The sequence below is a fragment of the Catenulispora pinistramenti genome (genome assembly GCF_018274385.1).
Lineage (GTDB): Bacteria > Actinomycetota > Actinomycetes > Streptomycetales > Catenulisporaceae > Catenulispora > Catenulispora pinistramenti.
Genome location: NZ_JAAFYZ010000109.1, coordinates 1 through 25195 on the forward strand (window position 1 = coordinate 1; position 25195 = coordinate 25195).

Sequence of the window (25195 nt, forward strand, 5' to 3'; positions counted from 1 at the left end):
GAGGGGAACGCTGTGTCGGCGTCGTTGTCGTTCACCGCGGAGGAGCTGGCGCAGGTGCGCTTCGCCGGCTCCCCGATGTGGGAGGTGCTCACCAGTTTCCGGGTCCTGAGCAGGCCCGGACTGTATCCGGTACACGGTCCGTGGTTCGACCAGGTGCGGCCCCGGCTGGCCGCCGCCGGATTACTCACCGGACACCTTTCCGCGCTATTCCAAGCGCCTGCTTATGTTCCCGACTTTCTTACTCCCGCTCCGGCGACGTCGGTACCGACTCTGGAGGATGAGCTCGCGGCCATTCAGGCGACGACGGACGACCACCTCTTTGCGGATCTCGATCTGTATGCGGAAAAGGTCCCGAACGGCGTTATCCCGCCATTCGCCGAGCGGCTGCGCGGTCATCGGGATCAGGCGTTGGCCGAGCTCGCCAAGGAGATCGAGCACTACTTCCAGATAGCGCTCGCACCGTATTGGTCCCGTATTAGAGGCCTGCTTGAGGCGGACATCTACTACCGGGCCCGGCAGGTCGCCGAGCACGGCGCGGCCCGGCTGTTCAACGAGCTGCATCCGGACGTGAGCTGGAACAGCGGGACTCTCAGGATGCTGCATCGGCAGCGGGTGCTGTGCCGGGACGACAATGCCCCGGGCCTGATCCTGGTGCCGTCGGCCTTCGCCTGGAACAAGATTCTCACCAGGGCGGCGACCGGGGACGTGCCACAGCTCTGCTATGGCGCGCGCGGGGTGGGCACGCTGTTCGCCCGCAGTGCCCCGGAGCCGTCGGACGCGGTGGCCGCCGTCATCGGACGTTCGCGGGCCTTGTTGCTGGCCGAACTTGAGGCTCCGGCGTCCACCACCGAACTCGCCGCGCGCACCGGAATGTCGGCCGGCGGAGTGTCCGAGCACCTGACCGCATTGCGTGGCGCGGGCATGGTTTCCGCACATCGCGCGGGTCGCTCTGTCCTATATGCGCGCACCTCTGTCGCCGACTCGCTGCTGGCGGCAGCGGTTTGACAGGGTGTCCAACAATGGACCGGAGATCGGAGTAATTCGCAGAAAGGTTTGACGCGCCCCTGGCGCGCCGGTGGCGTCAGGTGCTTCAGTATTTGGCGGGGAGAGAACGGAGCGCTGTCAGCCTTTAGCTGAACGGAGTCATGGCGATGCCGCGATCACGCCGAAAGTTCGACATCGACGAGTTCGTCCGCGAGTGCCTGCAGGCCTGGGAGGCCGAGGGGGCCGATGCGGTGAAGGAAGTGCTGGACCGGACACTCGGGCGCGGGTGCGCGCCGGTGCGGGAGTGTTTCGGCGATCCGCGCGATGCGCACCTGCAGGTTCTGTACCCGGGCCCGGAGTTGGTCATCGAGAACATGGTGTGGGCGCCGGGGATGTCGTACCCCGCGCACAACCACAACACGCCGGTCATGACCGGCGTGTACGCCGGGCTGGAGGTCAACGACTTCTACCACCAGACGCGCTCCCGCAAGGGTGGGCGGTTACAGCGGACCGCGACGGTCGACATCAACGAGGGGGAGGCGGTCCTGATGGCGCACGACGCGATCCACCGGATAGCCAATCCCAATCGGCGGACGTTCACCGGCGCGTTCCACATATACATGGGCGACTATCTCCACTCGTCGCGCTCGATCTGGTACCCGGACGAGGGATCGCCGGAGGCCGAGGCCTCGTTCGCCCTGACGAAGGACATCTTCGCCGCGGCGAACCGGGACCTGGCGGCGGCCCGGGCCGCCGACGGGACCGTGCTGACGGGCACGGGTGCCGGTCCTGTGCCGACGGGAACCGGCCCGGTACCGACGGGGCCGGGCTCGGCGTCCGGTCCGCCCTCGGGCCCGTCGTCCGGGCACACGCACTCGGTGACGCATTCGGCGCCGCACGCGCCGGGCCGGGGCCCGTCACGACGCGGAGCCCGGCCCTCGATGCGTTCGTCGGGGGAGCAGGGGTAACCGAGTCGGCCGGTGAGCCGCGAAGGCTCGGCAAACCCTGAACAGCATTGAGGCCACGCCTCGCACTCGCAGCCGGCGAGTGCGAGGCGTGGCTTGTCACTTCCCCCGGGAAAGCCGGAGGCCCCCAGCACATCCCTCGAGTGCTGGGAGCCTCCATAAGGCGGCTGGAAGCCGCCGCTCTAGTCGGCCGCGGTCACCCGAACCGGCCGGTGATGTAGTCCTCCGTGGCCTTCTCCGTCGGGTTGGCGAAGATGCGGGAGGTCTCGTCGATCTCGATCAGCCGGCCCGGGGTACCGGTGCCGCTGATGTTGAAGAACGCCGTGCGGTCCGAGACCCGCGCCGCCTGCTGCATGTTGTGGGTCACGATGACGATCGTGTACTCCGACTTCAGCTGGCTGATCAGATCCTCGATCGCGGTGGTGGAGATCGGGTCCAGGGCCGAGCAGGGCTCGTCCATGAGCAGCACGTCCGGGCTCACCGCGATGGCCCGGGCGATGCACAGCCGCTGCTGCTGACCGCCGGACAGGCCCGCTCCGGGCTTCTTGAGCCGGTTCTCGACTTCCTTCCAGAGGTTGGCGCCCTTCAGCGACTGCTCGACGATGTCGTCCAGTTCGCCGCGCTTCTTCACCCCCGACAGCCGGAGCCCGGCCGCCACGTTCTCGTAGATGCTCATCGTCGGGAACGGGTTCGGGCGCTGGAACACCATGCCCACGTGCCGGCGCACGGCCACCGGGTCCACCCCGGAGCCGTACAGGTCCACGTCGTCCAGGGTGACCTTGCCCTCGACCCGCGCGCCCGGGATCACCTCGTGCATCCGGTTCAGGGTGCGCAGGAAGGTGGACTTGCCGCAGCCGGACGGGCCGATGAAGGCCGTCACGGTGCGCGGCTCGATGGTCATCGAGATGTCCTCGATGGCGCGGGTCGGGCCGTAGTAGGCGGACAGGCCCGCGACGTCAATGCGCTTCGCCATTTTCGTTATCTCCTAGGCCCGGCCGGGCTTCTTCCACCAGGCGATCAGCCTGGCGATGATGTTCAGCACCATGATGATGACGATCAGCAGGAAGGCCGCGGCCCACGTGCGATCGTTGGAGGCGTGCTCCGGTGAGGTGTACGTGTTGTAGATCACCGTCGGCAGTGTGGCCTGCCCCTCGTCGCCGCTGAAGGGGTTCACGTTGATGTTCTGGATGTACCCGACCACCAGCAGGATCGGGGCCGTCTCGCCCATCACGCGGGCCACGCCCAGCATCACGCCGGTGACGATGCCCGGCAGCGCGGTCGGGATCACGATCTTCGTGATCGTCTTCCACTTCGGCACGCCCAGGGCGTAGGACGCCTCGCGCAGCGAGTCCGGCACCAGCTTCAGCATCTCCTCGCTGGAGCGGATCACCACCGGCAGCATCAGGATGGTCAGCGCCAGCGCCCCGGCGAAGCCGTTGGCGTGCTGGCCCAGACCCAGGATCCACATCGACAGGATGAACAGGCCGGCGACGATCGAGGGCAGGCCCATCATCACGTCCACGAAGAACGTGACCGCCGTGGCCAGCGCCCCGCGGCCGTACTCGACCAGGTACACCGCGACCAGGATGCCGATCGGCACCGCGATCAGGGTGGCCAGGCCGGACTGCTCCAGGGTGCCGATGATGGCGTGGTAGACGCCGCCGCCGAACTGGGAGTCGTCGATGTTGCGCAGCGAGTGGGTCAGGAACGACGGGCTCATGGCGTGCCGGCCGTTGTTGACCACCAGCCACAGGATCGAGATCAGCGGCAGCAGCGCGAGCACGAAGGTGCCGACCGTCATCCCGCCGGCGAAGGTGCTGCGGATCCGGCGCGGCAGCGAGGGCGAGACCAGCATGGTGTCGCCCACCGCGCCGTGCGCGGCGCGGTGCGGACGGGCCCGGCCGGCCGTGTCGTCCGCGGCCACCTCCGGGGCCTGGTCCCGGGCCTGCAGCGTCCCCTCGCGGTCCGGCACGTCGGCGGCGTTGGCGTCGTAGGAGGACTCCATGTGCGCCGCTGTCCGCCGACCGGGGCGGAACACCGAGAGCAGGCTCCAGCGCTCGTCCTTGGGGATGTCCGCGCGGCCGGTGATGCGCCGCGCCAGCAGGTTCACCAGGAAGGTCACCACGAACAGCACCAGGCCGGAGGCGATCAGCGCGCCCTGGCCGATCTTGAACGCCGAGCCGAACTGCAGCGCGATGTTCGCCGCGATCGTGTTGCCGCCGGACTGCAGCCACTTGGTGACGAAGTTGTAGGTGGTGGACAGCACCATCGCGACCGCGACGGTCTCACCGAGCGCGCGGCCGAAGCCGAGCACGATCGCCGAGCCCACGCCCCGGCGGCCGTAGGGCAGCACCGCGAGCTTGATCATCTCCCAGCGGGTGGCGCCGAGGGCGTAGGCGGCCTCGACCTGTTCACGCGGGGTCTGCAGGAAGATCTCGCGGGAGATCGCGGCGATGATCGGCAGGATCATGATGGACAGGATCACGCCGGCGGTGAACACCGAGCGGCCCAGCGGCCCGTTGGTGTTGAAGATCGGGATCCAGCCCAGGACGTCGCCGACCACCTGGGACGCGCCCTGCATGTGCGGCACCAGGAACAGGATGCCCCACAGGCCGTAGATGATCGAGGGCACCGCGGCCAGCAGGTCGATGATGTAGCCCAGGACCTGGGCCAGCCGGCGGGGGGCGTACTGGCTGATGAACAGGGCCACGCCGATGGCCACCGGGGCGGCGATCACGATCGCGATCACCGAGGTGACCAGGGTGCCCCAGGCCAGCGAGCCGATGCCGAACTTGGCCGGGGTGTCGTCCGGGGCCCACTGCCCGGTGTAGGTGGCCACGTTCGCGTGGTTGGCGTTCAGCGCGGTCGTGGCCCGGAACACCAGGAAGCCGGCGATCGTCGCCATCAGCAGCAGCAGGAAGATCGCGGCGGCGCGGACCACGCCGGAGAAGACCAGATCCCCCCGGCGGGGGCCGGAGGTCAAGGATTGGGCGGAGCCCCCGCCGCCGCGCGGTGCGGGCCGGGTGGCGGTCGGCGCTATGCCGCTCATTCGGGTCCTGCCTCGTCGCTCGGGCGCCCAACGGATAGAGCTGGGCCCGGAAGGTATGCGTTCACTGCGGGTTTCGATTCCGTTAGACCAAAACGGACAAGCCGGGACGGCCGACTGGCGGCGTTCCGGCGCCGACACGCCGGAGCCGGCCGGTCAGTACCGGGGGCTCCGACGTGTCGCATTTCCTGGCTCGGTTTCCGTTGTGGCCGCTTAGCTCAGGCCGCTGTAGATCGCGGCGACCGCGGACTCCTGGTCCGAGGACAGCGAGACGTAACCCAGGTTCGGCAGCTGCGACTGGGCGCCGTCGCTGGCCAGGTAGCCGAGGAAGCCCTTGAGCTCGGGCAGCTTGGAGCTCTCGTTGCCCGTGGAGCAGACGATCTCGTAGGTCACCAGGACCGCCGGGTAGGCGTCGTCGGCGGAGTAGGTGTAGTCGAAGTTGAACAGGTAGTTGCCGCCGGTCGTGTCCACCTTGGCCTTGTTCAGGAAGTTCGCCGCGTTCGGGATGGTCAGCGGGACGAACTTGCCGGCCGCGTTGCCGATGTTGGCGGTGTTCAGGTGGTTCGAGGTGGCGTAGGAGACCTCGGCGTAGCCGATGCCGCCGGAGGTCGACTGCACGGCCTGGGCCACGCCCTTGGAGCCCTGCTGGCCCTGGCCGCCGCTGCCCGGCCACTGCTTGTTCGCCGCCGCCGGGAAGTCGCTCGCGGCGGTCTTGTTCAGGTAGTTCGAGAAGTTGTACGAGGTGCCCGAGCCGTCCGACCGGTGGAAGGTCTGGATGGTCAGGTCCGGCAGGTTCACACCCGGGTTCTCCTGGGCGATCGCCGCGTCGTTCCACTTGGTGATCTTGCTGTTGAAGATCTTGGCCAGGGTGGAGGCCGACAGGTTCAGCTTGCTCACGTTCGGGATGTTGTACATCACCGCGATGACGCCGGGGATGGTGCCCACCGACAGCGCCTTGGAGCCGCTGCCGCAGCGCTGGTCGGCCGCGGGCTGCTGGGAGGCGGCCAGCGGGAAGTCCGAGCCGGCGAAGTCGGCCTGCTTGTTGGTGAACGCGGTCACGCCCGGGCCGGAGCCGGTGCCGTTGTAGCTGACGTTCGTGCTGTTGCCGCACTTGGTCTGGTAGTCCTTGACGAACTTGTTCAACGCGGCCTGCTGGGCGGTCGACCCCTGCGCGGTGAGCGTGCCGTTGGCGCAGGCGATGTTGGCGCTGGACGACCCGGAGGACGACGAAGAGCCGGTGCTGCCACCGGCCGCCGAGGAGGTGGACGAGGAGCCGCCCGAGCTCGACGACGAGGAGTTGTTATCGGAACCACAAGCCGTCAGACCGGCCATGGCGAGAGCCAGAACTCCGGCGCCGACCGCGGCACTGCGCCCATTAACACCAGCGTGGATCTTCACCGGGGAAGTCCCTTCGAATCATCGGAAGTCTTTTTGCATGCGCTGTCACGACGAAGCTAGGGAGGCCAGGTGAATCGATGGACGGGTGAAGGTGAACGCCGGGTGAACGGTCTCGGGCCGTCGCGCGCGGGAAGCCCTGATCAGAGCGGGTAAAAGTGCCGACGCGACGGTTGCGCGGCCGGTCGCCCGGACGGGGGGTTGACCGGCCGCCGCCGATCCGGTGCCCACCGTGTTCGGACGTTGACGAAAAGGGTTCACGTCCGCAGTCTGTCGACCGCCACGACACTTCCGTCCCTTCCGTGCAGCACCCACGCCTCGGCCGGCGCCAGCGCCCGGCGGCCGGAGTGCACCGCCTGTCCGAGCGGGCTCTCGGCCAGCAGCCCGGGCAGCACCGGGCGGTGGGTGCAGGCCACGGTCGTGTGCCCGGCCTTCAGCGTTTGGCGCAGCCAGGCGCGCCCGGCGTCCGGATCGGCGCCCTCGCCGAGCACCGGTTCCAGGGCCAGCTCGGCCCCGGCGGCGCGGGCGGTCGGTCGCAGCGTCGCGACGCACCGCGCGTACGGCGAGGCCGTCAGCGCCGCGTCCCCGTACGCGCTCAGTACCGGGATCAGCGCCTCGGCCTCGTCCCGGCCGTCCTCGGTCAGCGGCCGGTCCGGCTCGGCGCCGTCCCAGCGCTTGCGCGGCACCGATTCGGCGTGCCGTAACAGGATCACCGGAACGGTGTCGACCGGCGCCGCGGCGAACGCCTGCAGCAGGTCGCGGTCGGTCTGCCGGGTCAGTCGGGCCATGGCCCGCGGCACCGGCAGCCAGTCCAGCCGGTCCACCTCGGAGTTCGGCTGGAACTCGGCGTCCACGGCGGCCTGCGCGGCCCAGTACTTCACCCGCTTCATGCGGGCCGGGCCGCCGAAGGACACGTCGTAGACCTGGGTCGGCAGCCGCCGGCCCAGGACCACCGGATAGCCGGTCTCCTCCCGCACCTCGCGCAGCGCGGCCCGCACGTAGTTCTCGCCGGCGTCGAGCTTGCCCTTCGGGAACGACCAGTCGTCGTAGCGGGGCCGGTGGATCAGCGCCACCTCCGGTCCGGCGCGGCCGGGGCGCCACAGGACGCAGCCGGCAGCCCGGACCCGGATCGGCGCGGCCTGCTCGGCGTCGGCGTTCATGCGTGCCCGGACCTCTCTCGTACTGGCAACGGCGCGGTACTCCGGGCGCGGAGCACGGCCAGGCGTTGTTCTTCGTGCAGTCTTCCCAGTACATAACCGGTCGTGGCGGCGATGCGCGGCGTGTCGGCCGCCCGATGGACGCAGGCCGCGGCCAGCACCGCGTCCCGCTGCCCGGCCAGCGCCTCGACCAGCGCCGTCAGCCGGGCCAGCAGGTCGGCCGGAGTCTCGCCGGCGATCAGGGCGGCGGCCGGGCGGCACAGCTCGGCGATGTGCAGCGCGGCCAGCGCGGCGTCCTCGGCGGCCAGCCAGGCGGCGTCGCCGTCGGCGTCCTCGGCGGCCAGCGGCTCCGGCAGGTCCTCGATCCGGCGCGCGAACTCCTCGTAGGCGCTCTGGGCCAACTCCGGGAGCACCGCCCGGGCCGGCCGTTCGGCGGCCGGGGTCAGCGGCACGTCCCGGGCCAGGGTGGCCATCCGGTCGGCCAGCGCGTGGAAGGCCGGGCCGACCAGCGCCGCGGTCGCGTGGCTGTGCGCGGCCGAGCGTTCCCGGTCCAGCATCCGGGTCAGCAGGGTGCGGGTGCGGGCCGCGCCGCCGTCGGGGTAGCGGCCCTGCTCGATCCACAGATCCAGCGGGGCCAGCAGCCGCGGCCGCACGGCGTCGGTGTCCCGTTCGGCGCCGAGCACCACCGCGGTGGTCTCCAGTTCCCGGCCCAACTCCTGGGCCCAGACCGCGTCGACCAGTTCTCGGCAGGCGGCCAGCGCCGTGCCCACCCGCAGGCACGCGGTGCGCAGCCGCACCGCCGCCGACTGCTGCACCGGCAGCGCGCTGTGCGTCAGGAAGGCGCGTGACTGCTCGGCGAGGTACCCCCGCACCGCCAGTCCCGCCGGTCCGTCGGGCGTCGCCGCCCCGAATCCGGCCATCGCGCGCTGAGTCGCTGCATCCATGTGTCCGCCACTGCCCCCACGACGTGCGTCAGGCCTCTGCCTGACGGTTCGGTTCCGCCGTTGCCCGGATGGCGGCACTGTTCTTCTGATCGGCATGGTTTTTCCGATCGGCGCTGTTCTTCTCCACCCCACATGGCGAACGGTCCGGCAGCGCCGGCCCGTCCGCCCCTCGTGATCTCGCCCCCACAGCGCTCACCCGGCCCGCCGGCTCCACCAGTCGGCGCGCTCGGTGATGAGCGTGTTCTGCAGGTCGGCCAGCGGGCTGCCGTCCTCGGCGTACTCGGTCCGGGTCCAAGTGCCGTCGCCGGCCAGGTCCCAGGCCGCGGTCTTGGGGTCCATCGCCAGGTCGAACAGCGCCGAGATGGCCCGCCGCTGCACCGGTTCGACCAGCCGGACCAGGGTCTCCACCCGGCGGTCCAGGTTCCGGTGCATCAGGTCCGAGCTGCCGATCCACACCTGGGCCGTCTCGTCCAGTCCGAAGACGAAGGCCCGGGAGTGTTCCAGGAACCGGCCCAGGACGCTGCGGACCCTGATGTTCTCGCTGAGCCCCTCGACCCCCGGGCGCAGCGCGCAGATGCCGCGCACCCAGACCTCGATCGGGACGCCGGCCTGCGAGGCCTCGTAGAGCGCGTCGATCAGGGCCTCGTCGACGATCGAGTTCACCTTGATCCGGACCCGGGACGGCTTGCCGGCCTCGGCCAGTGCGCGCTGCTGTCCGATCAGGTCGATCAGCCCGGGCCGCAGCGCGTTCGGCGCGGTGAGCAGCCGGCCGAACTTGGTCGGGTGGGCGTAGCCGGACAGCCGGTTGAACAGGTCCGACAGGTCCGCGCCGATCTCGTTGTCGCAGGTCAGCAGGCCCAGGTCCTCATAGAGCCGGGCGGTCTTGGGGTTGTAGTTGCCGGTGCCGACGTGGGAGTAGCGGCGCAGCGAGTTGCCCTCCCGGCGCACCACCAGCGAGAGCTTGCAGTGCGTCTTGAGCCCGATCAGGCCGTAGACCACGTGGCAGCCGGCCTGCTCCAGCTTGCGGGCCCAGGAGATGTTCGCGTGCTCGTCGAACCGGGCCTTGATCTCCACCAGCACCAGCACCTGCTTGCCGGCCTCGGCGGCGTCGACGAGCGCGTCGATGATCGGCGAGTCGCCGCTGGTGCGGTACAGGGTCTGCTTGATCGCCAGGACGTCCGGGTCCTCGGCGGCCTGCTCCAGGAAGGCCTGGACGCTGGTGGCGAAGGAGTCGTAGGGGTGGTGCAGCAGGATGTCCCGGCGGCGGATCGCGGCGAAGATGTCGGCGGGTTTGCCGGGGCCCTCGTCGGCCAGGTCCGGGTGGGTCTTGGTGACGAACGACTGGAAACGCAGCTCGCTGTACTCCCCGGCCTTGCCGATGTCGGCGATCTGGTTCAGGCCGGTCAGGTCCAGCGGCGCGGTCAGCTTGAAGACCTCGTCCTCGGTGATGTCCAGCTCGCGGACCAGCAGGTCCAGCACCTGCGGCCGGATGTTCTCGTCGACCTCCAGGCGCACCGGCGGCCCGAAGCGGCGCCGCATCAGCTCCCGCTCCAGGGCCTGCAGCAGGTTCTCGTCGGTGTCCGCCTCGACTTCGAGGTCTTCGTTGCGGGTGACCCGGAACGCGTGGTGGTCCAGGATCTCCATGCCCGGGAACAGCAGCGCCAGGTGCGCGGCGATGACGTCCTCGACCGGCACGTAGCGGCCCGGGCCCGCCGGGACGAACCGGGGCAGCAGCGGCGGCACCTTGACCCGGGCGAAGTGCTCCTGCCCGGTGTCCGGGTCGCGCAGCGAGACCGCCAGGTTCAGCGACAGGCCGGAGATGTAGGGGAACGGATGCGCCGGGTCCACCGCCAGCGGCGTCAGCACCGGGAACAGCTGGTTGCGGAACTGCTGGAACAGCTTCTCCCGCTCCTCGGCGTCCAGGTCGCCCCAGCGGATGATGTTTATGCCGACGGCCGCGAGCTCGGGCCGCAGCTTCTCCTGGAACACCCCGGCGTGCCGGGCCATCAGTTCCCTGGTCTCGGACAGGATCCGGCGCAGCACCTCGCGCGGCGGCAGGCCGGAAGCGGAGGTGGTGGCCACGCCGGTGGCCAGCCGCCGGCGCAGGCCGGCGACCCGGACCATGTAGAACTCGTCGAGGTTCGAGGCGAAGATCGCCAGGAAGCGGGCGCGCTCCAGCAGCGGGACCTGAGCGGAGTCCTGGGCGAGTTCCAGGACCCGTTCGTTGAAGCGAAGCCAGGAGATCTCCCGGTCCAGGAAGCGGGTCTCGGGAGCCGGGCCGGTCATGATTCCGAGCTTGACAGGTGGGCGTGAACGCGGGGTATCGGGAGGGTGGATTCTCGGCGTCCGGGTGACCGCCTGCGCCATCCGGGCGAAAATGCGCTGCTCAACAGGTGAAACCCCTTCCGCGACGGTATCGATGGATCTGGAAGGTGTACCCGGGTCCGCTCGCGTTCATCTGCCCTCGTTTTGCCGCTTCGAACCCTCAACGACAGGAGGCCCGGCGAGATGTTCGGGATGAAGACTCTGGTGGTGGGCGGCGGCGCGGTCGCGCTGTTGTGGATGATGAACAACCACGCGAGTGCCGGCGATCTCGCGGACAACGTCAAGAACGGCGCGTCCACGGTGTCCAACGGCTATCAGAGCCTGCAGAGCGGATACCAGAGCGTGTCCAGCGGCGTCTCGGCGGTCCAGAACGCGGTGAACGGGCTGAACTCCAACTCGGCGAGCAGCACCGACAGCTCCGGCACCGGCGGGCTCAGCGGTCCGGCGGTGGAGCTGAACCCGGGCTCGGCCAAGCCCGGCCAGCAGGTGCAGATCACCGTCCCGACCTGTATCCAGCCCACCTCCGGGACCGCGACCTCCTCGGTGTTCGCCAACAACGGCTCGGTCTCGCTGACCCGGAACCCCAAGGGCGCGGGCCTGGCCGGCACCGCCACGATCGTCTCGAGCGCCCAGAACGGCCAGTGGTCGGTCAACGTCACCTGCGGCAGCGGCTCGGACGGCCTCAACGGCGTCACCAGCATCACCGTCTACGGCGGGACCAACCCCTCGCCGACCAGCCCGCCCAAGGCCGGCGGCGGCGGTTCGGTGATGAAGGGCGACGTGGGCATGACCGCCGGCGGCATCGCGCTGGTGGCCGGCGGCGTCGGCTACGGGTTGTGGACCATGCGCCGCCGCGGTGCCGACGGCACCCATGCCAACTGATCCCCCGCCGACCGCGGGCCCGGACGGCAAGGCCGCCGATCCGGGCCCGCGGGCCGGGGGGCCGGGGACCGGTCAGCCGACCGCCGACCGCCCGCGCGGCCGGCACAAGCTCCTGAAGATCGTCATCGCGGCGGCCGTGGTGGTGGCCGGGGCCAAGCTCCTGGGCAGCGGCGTCACCGCGCTGTCCGGGCCGCCCTCGCCGACCCGGGGCGCGCTGTTCGGCAACTGGTCCGGTCCGGTGGCCGCCCCGCTGGCGCGCTCGGTGCCGCTGCGGGTGCAGGTCCCCTCGGTGGGCATCAACGCCCCGCTGATCCGGCTGGGCCTGGACAAGGACGGCGCGGTGGCGGTGCCGCCGATGACGGTGCCGACCGAGGCGGGCTGGTTCACCGGCGACCCGACGCCGGGGGAGCGCGGCGCGGCGGTGATCGTCGGGCACGTCGACACCGACTACGGCCGCGCGGTGTTCTACCCGCTGGGCAACGTACAGCCCGGCGCGCTGGTGATCGTGGAGCGCGCGGACAAGAAGAAGGCCCAGTTCCGGGTGACGTCGGTCGAGGTGGTCGACAAGAACCGGTTCCCGGCGCAGCGCGTCTACGGCAGCGACGACAACGGGACGCCGCAGCTGCGGATCATCACCTGCGGCGGGGCCTTCGACGGCAGCCACTACGCGGACAACCTCGTGGTGTACACGCAACTGGTCGGGGTCACCGGCTGAGGCGTGGTCCCGGATGGGCCGGCCGGATCGTTCTCTCAGGACGCGTCGATCAGGACACGTCGATCCAGCGCGCGGCCGCCTCGAAGGTGTCGTCCGGCCGGGTGTTGAACGCGATCGCCGCGTCCGGGGCGTGCCGCCGGACCAGGTTGACCACCTGCTCGAACAGGTCCCCCTCGGACCGGCGCACCCCGCCGCCGACCACGACGCACTCCCAGGGCTGCGCGCTCAGGGCCGCGGTGACGACCGCGGGGATGTCATCGCTGCCGTCCAGCCCGAACAGGCAGGTCTGGACGCCGACGCGGTGTTCGGCGAACTGCTCGACCCCGGCCGCGATCGCGTCGGCGGCCGGCTTCGGGTCCCACGGACCCGGGACGCGGTAGGGATCGAGGCCGATCACCAGGACTCGCGGGGTCTGCGGGGCAGCATCCATACTCACATTTGATACATGATGTCGGCGCTGCGTCGAGTGAAGCCGAGCTTCGTGTAGACCGCCACCGCCGGGGCGTTGTCGGCCTCCACATAGAGGATGACCTCGCCCAGTCCGCGGTCGTGCAGGTACTGGAGCCCGACCTGGGTCAGGGTCCTGCCGAGCCCGTGCCCCTGCTCGTCCGGCTCCAGGCCGACGACGTAGACCTCGCCGACCGGGCCGTCGCCGTAGGCGCTGTGGTCGTGCACCTTGGTCCAGTGGAAGCCCGCCAGCTTCTCGCCGCGCCAGGCCAGGAAGAAGCCCTCCGGGTCGAACCAGGGCTCGGCCATCCGCTCGCGCAGGTCCTCGACGGTCATCGAGCCCTGTTCGGGGTGGTGCGCGAAGGCCCGGGAATTGACCGCGGCCCAGGCCTCGTCGTCGACGCCGGGCCGGAACGCGGCGATGCGGATGCCCTCGGCCGGCACCGCCGGCGGGACCTCGGCCAGCGGCCGGGCCATCACCCACAGCTCGCGGACCGGCTTCAAGCCACGCTTGGCGGCCAGCGCCGCGGCGGCCGGGAGCGCGCCGTGGGCCCAGACGCGCACCGGCTTGTCGTCGCGGCGCACCTTCATCCGCAGGGCGTCGAGCAGCGCGCCGCCGACGCCCTGGCGCCGGGCCTCGGGCGCGACGACGATCTCCGCGGCCGGGCCCTCCTCGGGGTTCGACTTGTCGAGGAAGGCGTAGCCGATCAGCTCGGAAGCCTTGTCCGGCTCCGCCAGCCGCCGGGCCACGAAGTGCCAGGCGTCGGCGTCGCCGGAGTGCTTGAGGTCGCCGGAGTGCTTGAGATGGAGCAGCACCTGCTCGGGAAGTGGTGCCACCCCATCGGCCCGCTCCGCGGCCTCGGCGAGGGAACGGATGGTGGCGACGTCCGCCTCGTTGGGTCGGCGGACGACGCCGATGGAGATACCTGTCACGCCACCACGGTACGGTGCTGCGCGGTCGGCTTCACCGCGTCGGAGGCTCGAACCTCGTCCGCGCTCTCCTCGGACTCGGTGCCCGCGCTGGACCCGGTGTTCGCCCCGGCGCCGGATCCGTTTCGCTTGTCCGGCATGACGAAGCGGTAACCTACGTTGCGCACGGTGCCGATCAAGGCCTCGTGCTCCACGCCGAGCTTGGCCCGCAGCCGCCGGACGTGTACGTCCACGGTGCGGGTGCCGCCGAAGTAGTCGTAGCCCCACACCTCCTGAAGCAGCTGTGCCCGCGTGAACACCCGGCCGGGGTGCTGCGCGAGGTACTTGATGAGCTCGAACTCCTTGAAGGTCAGGTCCAGTACCCGGTTCCGGACCCGGGCGGTGTACGTGCCCTCGTCGATGGACAGGTCACCGCTCTTGATCTCCAGCGGCACCTCCTCGGCGACTGCCCCGGCCGCGAGCTTGCCGACCGCCAGCCGCAGCCGGGCCTCGACCTCGGCCGGGCCCGCCGAGTCCAGCAGGACGTCGTCGATGCCCCAGTCGGCGGTCACCGCCGCCAGCGCGCCCTCGGTGGTGATCAGCAGCAGCGGGCAGTCCACCCCGGTGGTGCGCAGCAGCCGGCACAGCGAGCGCATCTGCGGCAGGTCGCGGCGGGCGTCCACGAGTATCGCGTCGGCCGGTGGGGTGTCGAGCAGTGCGGATGCCTCCGCTGGAGCCACGCGAACGTTGTGCAACAGCAGGCCGAGAGCCGGCAGGACCTCGGAAGAGGGGGTCAGTGAGTTGGTCAACAACAGCAAGCTGGACATCCGCGGATCGCTCCTCATTTGTCCGGGGGCGTTTCTTGTCGCGCCCGCCAGAAAACACATAGAGGACCCGTGGGGCTTCGTCGCCCGGATCCTCTGTCAGAGAGGATAGCCGTCATGAAGCGTTTCCCCGAGGTTTCCGTGCCGGAGTTCACACGTATTTTACCTGGACAAAGGCGCAGCTCGGGGCACGTGGAGCCGGGTCAGACACTGTTGACGGCCGATGGGATCCGGCTTAACGCCGTGCATAGGGCAGGTGTCGATCGCCGTTGGGCGTTCGTCCTGTGCCACGGTTTCAGCGGGTCCTGGCGCACCGGGGACATGGCCCAGATCGCGAAACAGTTACGTCCATATGGCGGAGTCATCGCGTTCGACTTCCGCGGTCACGGACAGTCACACGGCCGGTCGACGCTCGGTGACCTCGAGGTGTTCGACCTGCACGCCGCGGTCGAGTGGGCCCGGGTGCTGGGTTACGAGAATGTGGCGACAGTCGGTTTCTCCATGGGGGCATCCGTGGTGGTGCGGCACGCCGGGCTGTGCGGCTCGGGCGTCGGCCCCGGCTCGGCGACCGACGCGGTGGTCTCGGTCAGCGGCCCGGGCTGGTGGTTCGAGAAGTCCACGCGCCCGATGAAGCTGGTGCACTGGCTGGTGCAGCACCCGGTCGGCCGCGCGGTGTCGTCCTGGCATCTGAAGACGCGCATCCTGCCGAACGGCTGGGACCCGGTGCCGGAGTCGCCGATGGAGCTGGTGGGACGGATCTCCCCGGTGCCGTTGTTGGTGGTGCACGGCGACGCCGACAAGTACTTCCCGCTCACCCACGCCGAGGCGCTGTACGCGGCCGCGGGCGAGCCGCGCGAGCTGTGGATCGAGCCCGGGTTCGGGCACGCCGAGGCCGCGGCGGCGCGGGAGGCCGCGGGCCGGGAGATGGTCGGGCGGATCGGCCGGTGGGTGCGGGCGCTGCCGGTCGGGGTCGCGGTGGGGGAGGACGGTGCGGTTGTCGGCGGCGGTGATGGCGACAGTGATGGCGGCGGCGGTGACGGCGGTGGCAGCCGTGGCGCCGGCGAGACCGGATATAAAGGGCGGAACAGCGATCTCGGCGAGGCCGGCGAGGTCATGGAAGGCGAGGCGGGATGAGCGGGCTGATCCGCTACTGGGCGGCGGCGAAGGCGGCGGCGGGCATCGCTGAGGAGCCCTTCGAGGACGAGGTACTGGCCGACGTGCTGACGGCCGCGGTGGCCCGGCACGGCGCGCGGCTCGGCGAGGTGGTGCGCCGGGCGTCGTTCCTGGTGGACGGCACCCCGGTGGGCCGCCGCGACCCGGCCGACGTGCGGCTGCCCGACGGCGCGGTGGTCGAGGTGCTGCCGCCGTTCGCGGGGGGCTGAGCGGGTCCGGCTGGTACCTTTCAGGCGGGTAGCAGTCGGCGGGAGGCAAAGGGTGGGCGAGTACACGGGCCGACGGCGTGGGCGAGCGGCTCCAGAGCCGTTACCTCAGCAGGAGCCCGAGTATCCCTACATCGAGGATCCGGCCTACCAACAGCAGGGGTACTTCCAGGAGCAATACGCTCAGCCGCAGCAGCCTGAGGGCTACGAGTACTACGAGCAGCAGCCGGCAGCCGAGTACCAGGGCGTTGAGTACCAGAGCACCGAGTACCAGGGCTACGAGCAGCAAGGCTACGAGCAGCAGTATGGCTATGAAGCCGCTCCGGCGTATGAACAGGCGCCGAACTATGGCTACGAATACGCGCCCGAGTACACGCAAGACCCTGCCTATGGCTACCAGGAAGCTCCGAGCTACGACCAGCAACCGGGTTACGAGCAGTACCCGCCGGGCTATGAGCAGCAGCAGCCAAGCTACGAGCAGTACCCGAGCTACGAGCAACAGCCGGGCTATGACTACAGCTCTAGTGAGCCTCATGCGCAGGGCTATGCCGAGGACTACGCGCAGGAGTACGACCAGGGCCACTACCAAGAGCAGCCCTATTACGAACAGCCCTATGAGGAACAGCTTCCAGAGCCCCGCCGCCGTAGCCGGTCCGCACCAGTAGCCGAGTCCTACGCCGAGCAGCATCCCGAGTCCTACGCCGAGCAGCATCCCGAGTCCTACGACAGCGGCTACGACAACGGCTACAACAGCGGCTATGACAACAACTACGACAGCGACTACGGCTATGAGTCCCCAGCCGAACCCCGCCGCACCCCCCTGTCTCCGCTGTCGCACCTCCCCTACACCGCGGCAGCCACCGCGGCCCTGGCCATCGCCGCCTTCGTCTCCGACAAGGCGATAGCCGCGGTCGTCCTGCCGCTCCAACTCCTCGTCGCCTGGGCCGTGTTGGATCTGGCCGGGTTCGCGTCCCGCCGCACCGCCGTCGTGGCCGCGCTGCCGGCGCTCGCCGGCACCGTGGCGACCTTCAAGTTCCAGCCCGACGACGCCGCGATCCCGGTCGCGGCCGGGCTCGGCGCCGGCTTCGTCCTGGTGGCCGCGGACGCCGTCCTGCGGGCCCGGCGCAACGGCGTTGAGCCGGGGAGCGTGCGCTCGTTGGCCGCCGCCGGATCGGCCCTGCTCCTGGCCGGACTGACCGGACTGTTCCTGCCGGCCGCGGCCCTGCACACCACCTCGGTGGTGGCCGGCGCGGCGGTCTGCGGTTTCGTGTCCCTGCTGGCCGCCCGCAACGCCGAACTCGGGGCGAGCCGGGCCGCGGTGGTCGCGATACCGGTCACGATCGCCGCCCTTGCTTCCTACGCCGCGGCTATCCTCGTCCCATGACTTCCGAGGAGGGGCTGGACCAGCGGCACGGGCGGGCGCACTCGCCGCCGGCCAGACGGCGCAGGTGGCCGACCCGGCTGGCGATCACGCTGCTGGTGCTGGCGGGCCTGTTCGTGGCCGCCGACCGGATCACGGTGGGGATCGCGGAGAGCCAGATCGCCAAGCGCATCCAGCAGTCGCAGAACCTGGAGAGCAAACCGTCGGTCACCATCGCCAACTTCCCGTTCCTGACCCAGCTGATCGGCATGAAGCTGGACAAGGTCTCGGTGGACGCGCGCGGTGTGGTCCGTAACAACGTCCGGGTGACCGATCTGCACGTGGACCTCAACGGCGTCGCTCCGTCCGACGGGTTCAAGGAGGCCGACGTCGACCACCTGTCCGGCACCGCGCTGTTCAGCTGGACCGACATGGAGTCCGCGGCCGCCGCGCAGGGAGTGGACGTGACGCTGGCCGACGGGCCGGACAACACCGTGCAGATCACCGGCAACGTCCCGGGACTGGGAAAGATCACCGTGCAGAGCAAGCTGACACTGGGTCCGGACAACCGGCTCCAGCTGACCGCGTCGAAGATCGTGTCTTCCTCGGTGGGGCTCTCCGGCCGGGTGACGAGCGCGCTCGACTTCCCGATCAACGTCGGGCAGTTGCCGATGCAGCTGACCCTGCAGATGGCCAACATGCAGACCTCGGCCGACGGGCTGCGGGTGTTCGCCGAGGCCGACCATGTGCTGGTGACCGGTTCGGGCGTCTCCTCCAACTGACCTGACGGCGACTGACGCTGACTGACTCCGATCTGACTCCGATCTGACTCCGATCCGGCTCTGATCCGGCTCCGACTGGCCCGGATCACGATCGGCGGGCACCATCCGGCCCGATCCGCTGTCGGACGATCACCGGGGATGCCATCATCGGCGTGTGGCGTGGCGGCGGCGAGTTGAACCGGAACCCCCGCCTTTGCGTGTCCCCGGTGTGGACGTCGCGAGCGCGGACGCGGAGCGTCTCAAAACCCTCTACGCGGACCACGCGGGTCCGTTGCTGGGCTACGTCCTCAAACTGACAGACGGCGACCGTGGCCGGGCCGAGGACGTGGTGCAGGAGACGTTCCTGCGGGCCTGGCAGCACGCCGAGGCGTTCGCGCCCGAGCGCGGCTCGCCGCGGGCGTGGCTGTGCACGGTCGCCCGGAACATCGTGGTGGACCAGGCCCGGGCCCGCCGCTCGCGGCCGAGGGAGGTCGGCGGCGAGGACGGGCTCGCGATCGCGGCGGCGCGGGACGCCGCCGTCCAAGACGACCAGGACCGGATTCTGCTGGGATGGGAGGTGGCCGAGGCCATGGCGACACTGAGCCCCGACCACCGGGCGGTGCTCCGGGAGACCTACTTCAAGGGGCTCTCGGTGGCCGAGGCCGCCGAGGTGCTGGGCGTTCCCCCGGGCACCGTGAAGTCGCGGACCTATTACGCGCTGCGCGCCCTGCGGGCCGCGTTCGAGGAACGGGGGATCAAACCGTGAACCCCGAACCCGGTACCGGCCCCGGCCCGGGCCCCGGCGCCTGCGACGACGAGGACCTGCGGATCGCGGTCGGCGCCCTGGCGCTCGGCGCGCTGGACCCGGACGAGGCGCGCGAGGTCCGCCGGCACCTGGCCGAGTGCCCGGAGTGCCAGGCCGAGTACGCCTCGTTCGTCGGGGTGAAGCGGGTCATGGACATCGGGCTGGTCGGGGCGCCGATGCCGGAGCTGCCGATCCCGGCCAAGCCGCGGAAGCGGCTGCCGTTCCGGACTCCGGTGCGGGCTCATGGGGGTTCAGGCGGTTCAGGCGGTTCAGGTGCTTCAGGGACTTCGGGGAAGCTGAAGCTGCCCGGGACGCCGTGGCGCCGCCGGATACTGGTCGGCGTCGCCGGCCTGGTGCTGCTCATCGGCGGGTTCTGGGCCGGGCACAGCGGCCGGCCGGGCCCGACGGCGGACGTGGCGGGCAAGGCGCTGCCGGCGGTGACACAGAGCGGTGTGACCGCGCAGATCTCCTACCAGGGCCGCGGCTGGGGCACCTCGGTCACCGCGCGGATGAGCGGGACGCCGGACGGGCTGAACTGCACGCTCTACGTCGTCGCCAAGAACCACGACGCGGTCCCGCTGTCGAACTGGCGGTCGGTGGCCGGCAAGGCGATCGACATCCCGGCCGCGACCTCCCTGCAACCGGGACAGATCGACCACTTCGAGGTGCGGGTTGCCAGCTGGGGCGGCTACGACATCACGGTGCCGATGACGTCCTGAGGGCCCGGTGTGACCAGCGCCGGTGACGAAACGTAAGACCGTCGTCTCACACTGCGGTACGTGCGTGACACCGCCCCTAGCCGTCTCTAGAGTCGTTGACATGAAGCAGCAGGCGGACTTCACCAAGCGACGCGCAGTCGATCTGTGCCGCGTCGCCGCCTGCCTGTGTCGAATGCGCTGACCCTGGAGGGTCGGTTGCTGTCCGTGATCCCGGTTCTTCGGGGACACGAAGCCCCCTCGTCGTAGGACGGGCGACCCTCTGCCTTCAGCGCGGACCCAAGCCAGACACGCACGTGCTTCTCGCATGCCCGCATGCTGTACGCCCGCCGCCGTGGAACAACCGCGTCCGCCGGGCACGGCCCCGCACTCCGATCCGAACCCCGAAACATCCGGAGGACTCCCATCATGAGTCGCAATGACGTCCTGGTGGACGCCGACTGGGTCCAGGCGCACCTGGACGATCCGAAGGTCGTCCTCGTCGAGGTCGACGAGGACACCGCCGCCTACGACAAGAACCACATCCGCAACGCCGTCCGGATCGACTGGAAGCGCGACCTGCAGGACCCGGTCCGCCGCGACTTCGTGAACCAGGAGCAGTTCCAGGCGCTGCTGTCCGAGCGCGGCATCGCCAACGACGACACCGTGGTGCTCTACGGCGGCAACAACAACTGGTTCGCGTCCTACGCGTACTGGTACTTCAAGCTCTACGGCCACGGCGACGTGAAGCTGCTGGACGGCGGCCGCAAGAAGTGGGAGCTGGACTCCCGCGAGCTGGTCGTCGAGCAGCCGACCCGGTCCGCGACCAGCTACACCGCCGGGCCGCAGGACCAGGCCATCCGCGCCTACCGCGACGACGTCGTGGCCGCGATCGGCAGCTCCAACCTGGTCGACGTGCGCAGCCCCGACGAGTACTCGGGCAAGCTGCTGGCCCCGGCCCACCTGCCGCAGGAGCAGTCCCAGCGTCCGGGCCACGTCCCGACCGCGCACAACATCCCGTGGTCCAAGGCGGCCAACGACGACGGCACGTTCCGCTCCGACGAGGAGCTGACCGCGCTCTACGAGGCCGAGGGCGTGGACCTGTCCAAGGACACCATCGCCTACTGCCGGATCGGCGAGCGCTCGGCCCACACCTGGTTCGTGCTGCACGAGCTGCTGGGCCAGAGCAACGTGAAGAACTACGACGGTTCGTGGACCGAGTACGGCTCGCTGGTCGGCGTGCCGGTCTCGCTCGGCTCGAACCCGGGCGCGCCCGAGGGCGGCCAGCAGTGACGGCCTCGTGCGGCGCCCCCGCCGGCGGATTCAGCATCGAAGGAGTGGACGTGGCCAAGGAAACTGTCATCCAGGGTGCGGTCAGCCGGGACGGCGCGCCGGTGAGCGGATACGTGCGGCTGCTGGACAGCACCGGCGAGTTCACCGCCGAGGTGCCGACCAGCCCCGAGGGCGGCTTCCGCTTCTTCGCCGCGCCGGGCACCTGGACCGTGCGCGCGCTGGTGCCGGGCGGGACCGTCGACGCCGAGGTGCGGGCCGCGCTGGGCGAGGTCGCGGAGGTCGCGCTCGCGGTGTGAGCCGGCGTGCGGAGCTGTGCGCCCTTGGATCTGCGCACTCTTGGATCTGTGCACTCTTGGATCTGTGCACACCTGGATCTGAGCGTATGAGGGGAGCGCCCGCCCACCGATCACGAGATCGGGGGCGGGCGCCGTCTTTGTTTTCGGGCACCGTTCTCCGGCACCGCTCTCCGACACGTTTTCCGACACCCGAAGAGACCCAGGTCACCGAACGCCTGCCCACCCGCTCCGATAAACTCCCCACCATGAGCGTCCAGACTCTTTTCGACATCCTCCTGGTCCTGGTGGCCCTCGCCGTCGTGTGGTTCGCGTCCTTCACGGTGCTGCGGCTGTTCAAGGGCCAGAGCTGATGCCGCTGGAGATCCCGTCCGACCTGCACCCGAACTGCGTGCCGCTGGCGTTCCTGCTGGGCACCTGGGCCGGCGCGGGGGTCGGGGGGTACCCGACCATCGAGTCGTTCAACTTCGGGCAGGAGGCCGTGTTCTCCTACACGCCGGACAAGCCGTTCCTGAAGTACGAGTCCCGCTCCTGGCTGCTCGACGACGACGGCAACCAGGTCCGCCCGCTGGCCTCGGAGTCCGGCTACTGGCGTCCGATGGAGCGCACCGAGGAGAACGGGACCGCGGGTACCACCCGCACCATCCTCGAGGTGGTCCTGGCGCACCCGACCGGCATTTCCGAGATCTGGGTCGGCGAGGCCGACGGCGCGAAGGTCGAGCTGCGCACCGACGTGGTCGCCCGCACCGAGACGGCCAAGGAGTACACCGCCGGCCACCGGCTCTACGGACTGGTCCAGGGCGAGCTGCTGTGGGCCTTCGACATGGCGGCCGTGGGCCAGTCGATGCAGTCACACCTTTCGGCCCAGCTCAAGCCGGTTAAGTAAGCAATGCGCGCCGGACGCGCTAATGGATGGTGGCGACCGCTGTCACCGTCCGGTGGGATAGTAGTGGTATGGAGACCGCGCCCACGGACCTGACGAAGGAGCTGCGCGCGAAGGGCTACCGCCTCACGCCGCAGCGCCAGTTCGTCCTGCAGGCCGTGGCCTCCCTCGACCACGCCACGCCTGAAACGATCTGCGAAGAGGTGCGGCGCACCGCTCGCGGCGTGAACCTCTCCACGGTGTACCGGACGCTGGAGCTCCTAGAGGAGCTGGGCCTGGTCACCCACACCCACCTCGGGCACGGCGCACAGATCTACCACACGGCTGACCAGCCCGCGCACGTGCATCTGGTGTGCCGGGGCTGCGGGCGCATCCTGGAGGCGGCGGATTCCGCGGCCGAGCCGCTGGTGCAGCGGTTGATGCAGGACTACGGGTTCGAGACGGATGTGCGGCACCTGGCGGTGTTCGGGATGTGCGGGGATTGCAGAGAGCTCAGCTCTACACAGAACTCCGCAGCCACTTCTCAAAACCCTGCGTGAACTGGACCGTGGTGGTCGCCAGGACGTTCTTCATCGCGTCGTCCACACACGTGGAGCCCGTCGCGTGCTTGTACACATACAGCACGAACTGATCGACCTTCGCCGGGCTGTATTTTGCGGCTATGTAGCGCATCGCCATGTGTGAGTAGAAGTAGCCGAGGCCCGAGACGTCGGCGTTGGCGCTGTAGACCTGGCTGTCCGTGGGGAGCGCGGTGGGGATGCTGTGCTTGGCCAGGTAGGCGTGCAGAGAGACGCCGTTGTAGAGCAGGTCCGCTGTGGAGTACATCCGCTGCGATTCCCACTCCGCGAAGCCCTCTACGACCCACAGGTGGTTCTGTCCAGACGCCGCGCTCTGGTCGTCGAACGGGCCGATCATGGCGTGCGCCATCTCGTGCTTGAACACTATGTCCGCGTCGACGGTGGCGAGGTTCTTGTACTGCGTGGTGTCCACCGCTATACGGGAGCTCGGGTAGAAACCGCTGGTGTTCTCAATGTTCCCAGTGTTCCCCGCCGCGGCGATCGGTACCGTCACCCCGACCGACTCCGCGCGGTCCTGGCTGTATATCCCCTCGTAGCGCGCCCGGTCGGCGGTGAGGAACACCGCGAAGCCGGGGGCGGTACCGGGGCCGCCGGTCCAGTGGGAGAGGTCGTACTCTGCGTCGCTCTCCAGAGCGCTTGCGTGGCTCTTGGCGAAGGCAGCCGAAGAGTCGTCCGCCATGATCACCACCTTGGGCTTGGTCAGCACGGTCAGGCCGGCGACCGCGTCCCAGGGAGCCGGGTAGTTGTGTTCCGCCGGGGCGCCGCTGACTGCGACGACTTCTAGGGGGCCGTTCGCGGCGGTGCGCTGGACGGTCCACTTGTAGCGTTCCACGACCGGGACGCTGTCCACGCCGGTGATCTGGTGGACGAACGTCACGACGGCGGTTGCCGTGGCACCGGAACCGGAGACGGTGCTCACCGAGTACGACGCCGTGGTGAGCGGGATCTTCCGCAGGTTGTCGAACAGCTGGCCCTCATGGAGCGCCAGGTCCGGGTGCTTGGTGTCGAAGCCCGCGATGAAGGCCGCCCGGTTCTTGCTCTTCAGGGCGGCGGAGTGGGCGGCTACGAAGGCCTTGATGTCGTCGGCCGAGATGGACACGTCGGCGGTGGACGCCGAGCTGACGGAGTCGGGGCGGGAGCCGCTGCCCTTGATCGGCGTCGAGGTGTCCCGGCTGTTCTGCCCGCCGCGCTCGGCGGAACCGCTCGTCTCGTGCGAGCGGACCAGCGCTTTCCCGGCCGGCGCGTCGTGTCCGGTGTGCCTGGCCGCCCCCGCGGCCAGCCCGCCGATCGCGACCGCACCGACCACCACCAGGGCACCGGAAGCCGTCCACGCGACCCGTGTCGGCCTTGCCATCGAATTCCCCGCCCTGCGTGTTGCACCCTGTTGACTGCCCCGTGCACTACCCCGTGACGAGCCCCACGCTGGTCGCCGCCGTCGCCTATTGCCGGGCAAACGGCAGCGTAGCAGGCGCTTTGCGATAGGAGAGACTAGAGCCATGAAGAGCCCTTTGCTGACCCTGCCCGCCGCGGTCCCGGCCGACCCGCCGGACGAAGGCGTCGCCGCGCACTACGGCGATCCGCACGGCGAGCAGCGCAGGCTGGCCGAGGAGCGGCGCGGGTTCGTGGACCTGTCGCACCGCGGGGTGCTGCGGGTGGCCGGCCCGGACCGGCTGACCTGGCTGCACTCGTTCACCAGCCAGCACCTGGAGGCGCTGAAGCCGGGGGCGGCGGTTGAGGCGCTGATCCTGTCGCCGCAGGGCCGGGTCGAGCACGCGCTCTACCTGGTGGACGACGGCACCGCGACCTGGTTCCACGTGGAACCGGGCACCGCGCCGGAGGTGCTGGCCTTCCTGGAGAAGATGCGCTTCATGATGCGCGTCGAGCCGGAGGACGTGACCGACCGCTACGCCCTCGTCCTCACCACCGGCCCGGTCCCCGACGGCGTCCTCGCCCGCGAGACAGACCTGGGCCGCGAACTGTTCCTCCCCAGGGAGCGCCTGGCGGACTTCGCCAAGGACGGCGGTGCGGGCGACCCCGTCGGCATGTGGGCCTACGAAGCGCTCCGCGTCGCCGCGCACCGCCCCCGCGTCGGCCTGGAGACGGACGACCGCACCATCCCGCACGAGCTCGACTGGATCGCTACCGAGGGCCACCCGGGCGCGGTGCACCTGAACAAGGGCTGCTACCGCGGCCAGGAAACGGTCGCCCGCGTGGACAACCTCGGCCACCCCCCGCGCCGCCTGGTCTTCCTGCACCTGGACGGCACCCCCGAGCGCCTGCCCGCGCACGGTGCGGAGGTGACGACGCGGGACGGCCGCGTGGTCGGGCAGGTGACGTCCGCGGCGCGGCACTACGAGCTGGGGCACGTGGCCCTGGCCATCGTGAAGCGCAACACTCCGGTTGAGGAGGAGCTGCTGGCCGACGGGATTCCGGCGGCGCAGGAGGTTGTGGTGGCGCCGGATGCCGGGGCGAACCGGCGGCCGGCCTTCCGGGCCGCACACTAGTTGAACGGGGTACAGATTAAACGGGTTACAGAACCCGTGTAACAGCTTCGT

At 70.1% G+C, this 25195-nt stretch carries 26 protein-coding genes; 16 read left to right on the forward strand and 10 right to left on the reverse strand.

The features are described from left to right. Positions 1-1005 (forward strand): ArsR/SmtB family transcription factor (locus KGQ19_RS27450; protein WP_230419526.1); only part of this gene is annotated, 1005 nt, incomplete at its 5' end. A gap of 146 nt (positions 1006-1151) precedes the next feature. Next, positions 1152-1952 (forward strand): hypothetical protein, encoded by an 801-nt coding sequence (locus tag KGQ19_RS27455; RefSeq protein ID WP_212013766.1) that lies wholly within the window; start codon positions 1152-1154, stop codon positions 1950-1952. A gap of 193 nt (positions 1953-2145) precedes the next feature. Here the strand turns inward: KGQ19_RS27455 and pstB are convergent, their stop codons facing one another. The 6 genes from pstB to KGQ19_RS27485 form a co-directional block, all read right to left on the reverse strand. Next, entirely contained in the window at positions 2146-2922 is a 777-nt protein-coding gene (gene pstB / locus KGQ19_RS27460) for a phosphate ABC transporter ATP-binding protein PstB (RefSeq protein ID WP_212013767.1), read from the reverse strand. Between the two features lie 12 nt (positions 2923-2934). After that, positions 2935-4998 carry a phosphate ABC transporter permease subunit PstC gene (gene pstC / locus KGQ19_RS53480; protein ID WP_212013769.1) on the reverse strand — a complete coding sequence of 688 codons (2064 nt, stop codon included), beginning with the start codon at positions 4996-4998 and terminating at the stop codon, positions 2935-2937. A gap of 210 nt (positions 4999-5208) precedes the next feature. Next, positions 5209-6393 (reverse strand): phosphate ABC transporter substrate-binding protein PstS, encoded by a 1185-nt coding sequence (gene pstS, locus KGQ19_RS27470; RefSeq protein ID WP_307856522.1) that lies wholly within the window; start codon positions 6391-6393, stop codon positions 5209-5211. A 254-nt stretch (positions 6394-6647) separates the two neighbouring features. Continuing rightward, on the reverse strand, positions 6648-7550 hold the full coding sequence (locus tag KGQ19_RS27475) for an NUDIX hydrolase (RefSeq protein ID WP_212013778.1): 903 nt from the start codon (positions 7548-7550) through the stop codon (positions 6648-6650). Then, positions 7547-8491, reverse strand: a complete 945-nt coding sequence (locus KGQ19_RS27480; protein ID WP_212013780.1) for a CHAD domain-containing protein — start codon at positions 8489-8491, stop codon at positions 7547-7549. The genes KGQ19_RS27475 and KGQ19_RS27480 overlap by 4 nt, the downstream gene beginning before the upstream one ends. Positions 8492-8683: 192 nt before the next feature. Then, a complete protein-coding gene (locus KGQ19_RS27485) occupies positions 8684-10858 on the reverse strand; it encodes an RNA degradosome polyphosphate kinase (protein WP_438801882.1) in 2175 nt (724 codons plus the stop codon). A gap of 141 nt (positions 10859-10999) precedes the next feature. Here KGQ19_RS27485 and KGQ19_RS27490 point away from each other — a divergent pair, with 141 nt between their 5' ends. Together KGQ19_RS27490 and KGQ19_RS27495 are read left to right on the forward strand one after the other, a co-directional pair. Continuing rightward, positions 11000-11698 (forward strand): hypothetical protein, encoded by a 699-nt coding sequence (locus KGQ19_RS27490; protein ID WP_212013784.1) that lies wholly within the window; start codon positions 11000-11002, stop codon positions 11696-11698. Further along, a complete protein-coding gene (locus KGQ19_RS27495; RefSeq protein ID WP_212013792.1) occupies positions 11688-12413 on the forward strand; it encodes a class F sortase in 726 nt (241 codons plus the stop codon). Before KGQ19_RS27490 ends, KGQ19_RS27495 begins: the two co-directional genes overlap by 11 nt. Positions 12414-12462: 49 nt before the next feature. Here the strand turns inward: KGQ19_RS27495 and KGQ19_RS27500 are convergent, their stop codons facing one another. From KGQ19_RS27500 to KGQ19_RS27510, 3 genes are read right to left on the reverse strand one after another with little or no spacing between them, the layout of a single operon-like run. Continuing rightward, positions 12463-12843, reverse strand: coding sequence for a hypothetical protein (locus KGQ19_RS27500; RefSeq protein ID WP_212013794.1), 381 nt, complete (start codon positions 12841-12843; stop codon positions 12463-12465). A 2-nt stretch (positions 12844-12845) separates the two neighbouring features. Then, positions 12846-13793: a mycothiol synthase gene (mshD, locus tag KGQ19_RS27505; RefSeq protein WP_212013796.1), complete on the reverse strand. Its 948-nt coding sequence runs from the start codon at positions 13791-13793 to the stop codon at positions 12846-12848. After that, on the reverse strand, positions 13790-14596 hold the full coding sequence (locus KGQ19_RS27510; protein ID WP_212013798.1) for a response regulator transcription factor: 807 nt from the start codon (positions 14594-14596) through the stop codon (positions 13790-13792). Before KGQ19_RS27510 ends, mshD begins: the two co-directional genes overlap by 4 nt. Positions 14597-14710: 114 nt before the next feature. On the opposite strand from KGQ19_RS27510, the gene KGQ19_RS27515 reads away from it, so the two are divergent. The 11 genes from KGQ19_RS27515 (at position 14711) to KGQ19_RS27560 (ending at position 22601) form a co-directional block, all read left to right on the forward strand. Continuing rightward, on the forward strand, positions 14711-15727 hold the full coding sequence (locus KGQ19_RS27515) for an alpha/beta hydrolase (protein ID WP_212013806.1): 1017 nt from the start codon (positions 14711-14713) through the stop codon (positions 15725-15727). Then, a complete protein-coding gene (locus tag KGQ19_RS27520) occupies positions 15724-15975 on the forward strand; it encodes a MoaD/ThiS family protein (protein ID WP_212013808.1) in 252 nt (83 codons plus the stop codon). Before KGQ19_RS27515 ends, KGQ19_RS27520 begins: the two co-directional genes overlap by 4 nt. Positions 15976-16027: 52 nt before the next feature. Next, positions 16028-17356 (forward strand): hypothetical protein, encoded by a 1329-nt coding sequence (locus KGQ19_RS27525; protein WP_212013810.1) that lies wholly within the window; start codon positions 16028-16030, stop codon positions 17354-17356. Next, the gene (locus tag KGQ19_RS27530; RefSeq protein WP_212013824.1) at positions 17353-18114 is read left to right on the forward strand and encodes an LmeA family phospholipid-binding protein; all 762 of its coding nucleotides are present in this window, start codon (positions 17353-17355) and stop codon (positions 18112-18114) included. The genes KGQ19_RS27525 and KGQ19_RS27530 overlap by 4 nt, the downstream gene beginning before the upstream one ends. Before the next feature lie 208 nt (positions 18115-18322). Next, positions 18323-18859 (forward strand): sigma-70 family RNA polymerase sigma factor, encoded by a 537-nt coding sequence (locus KGQ19_RS27535; protein ID WP_212013826.1) that lies wholly within the window; start codon positions 18323-18325, stop codon positions 18857-18859. After that, positions 18856-19617, forward strand: coding sequence for an anti-sigma factor family protein (locus tag KGQ19_RS27540; protein ID WP_212013828.1), 762 nt, complete (start codon positions 18856-18858; stop codon positions 19615-19617). The genes KGQ19_RS27535 and KGQ19_RS27540 overlap by 4 nt, the downstream gene beginning before the upstream one ends. Positions 19618-19717: 100 nt before the next feature. Then, positions 19718-19798, forward strand: a complete 81-nt coding sequence (locus tag KGQ19_RS52975) for an Ms5788A family Cys-rich leader peptide (RefSeq protein WP_344661945.1) — start codon at positions 19718-19720, stop codon at positions 19796-19798. A 224-nt stretch (positions 19799-20022) separates the two neighbouring features. After that, positions 20023-20886, forward strand: coding sequence for a sulfurtransferase (locus tag KGQ19_RS27545; RefSeq protein ID WP_212013830.1), 864 nt, complete (start codon positions 20023-20025; stop codon positions 20884-20886). Further along, positions 20883-21182, forward strand: coding sequence for a DUF1416 domain-containing protein (locus tag KGQ19_RS27550; protein WP_212013832.1), 300 nt, complete (start codon positions 20883-20885; stop codon positions 21180-21182). Before KGQ19_RS27545 ends, KGQ19_RS27550 begins: the two co-directional genes overlap by 4 nt. Before the next feature lie 349 nt (positions 21183-21531). After that, entirely contained in the window at positions 21532-22065 is a 534-nt protein-coding gene (locus tag KGQ19_RS27555) for a heme-binding beta-barrel domain-containing protein (RefSeq protein ID WP_212013834.1), read from the forward strand. A 68-nt stretch (positions 22066-22133) separates the two neighbouring features. Further along, a complete protein-coding gene (locus KGQ19_RS27560) occupies positions 22134-22601 on the forward strand; it encodes a Fur family transcriptional regulator (RefSeq protein WP_212013836.1) in 468 nt (155 codons plus the stop codon). On the opposite strand, the gene KGQ19_RS27565 is transcribed toward KGQ19_RS27560, so the two are convergent. Beyond that, on the reverse strand, positions 22561-23994 hold the full coding sequence (locus tag KGQ19_RS27565; protein ID WP_212013838.1) for a gluzincin family metallopeptidase: 1434 nt from the start codon (positions 23992-23994) through the stop codon (positions 22561-22563). The two genes, KGQ19_RS27560 and KGQ19_RS27565, sit on opposite strands and share 41 nt — an antisense overlap. A 142-nt stretch (positions 23995-24136) precedes the next feature. Here KGQ19_RS27565 and ygfZ point away from each other — a divergent pair, with 142 nt between their 5' ends. Then, positions 24137-25144 (forward strand): CAF17-like 4Fe-4S cluster assembly/insertion protein YgfZ, encoded by a 1008-nt coding sequence (gene ygfZ, locus KGQ19_RS27570; protein WP_212013840.1) that lies wholly within the window; start codon positions 24137-24139, stop codon positions 25142-25144. Positions 25145-25195 lie beyond the last annotated feature (51 nt).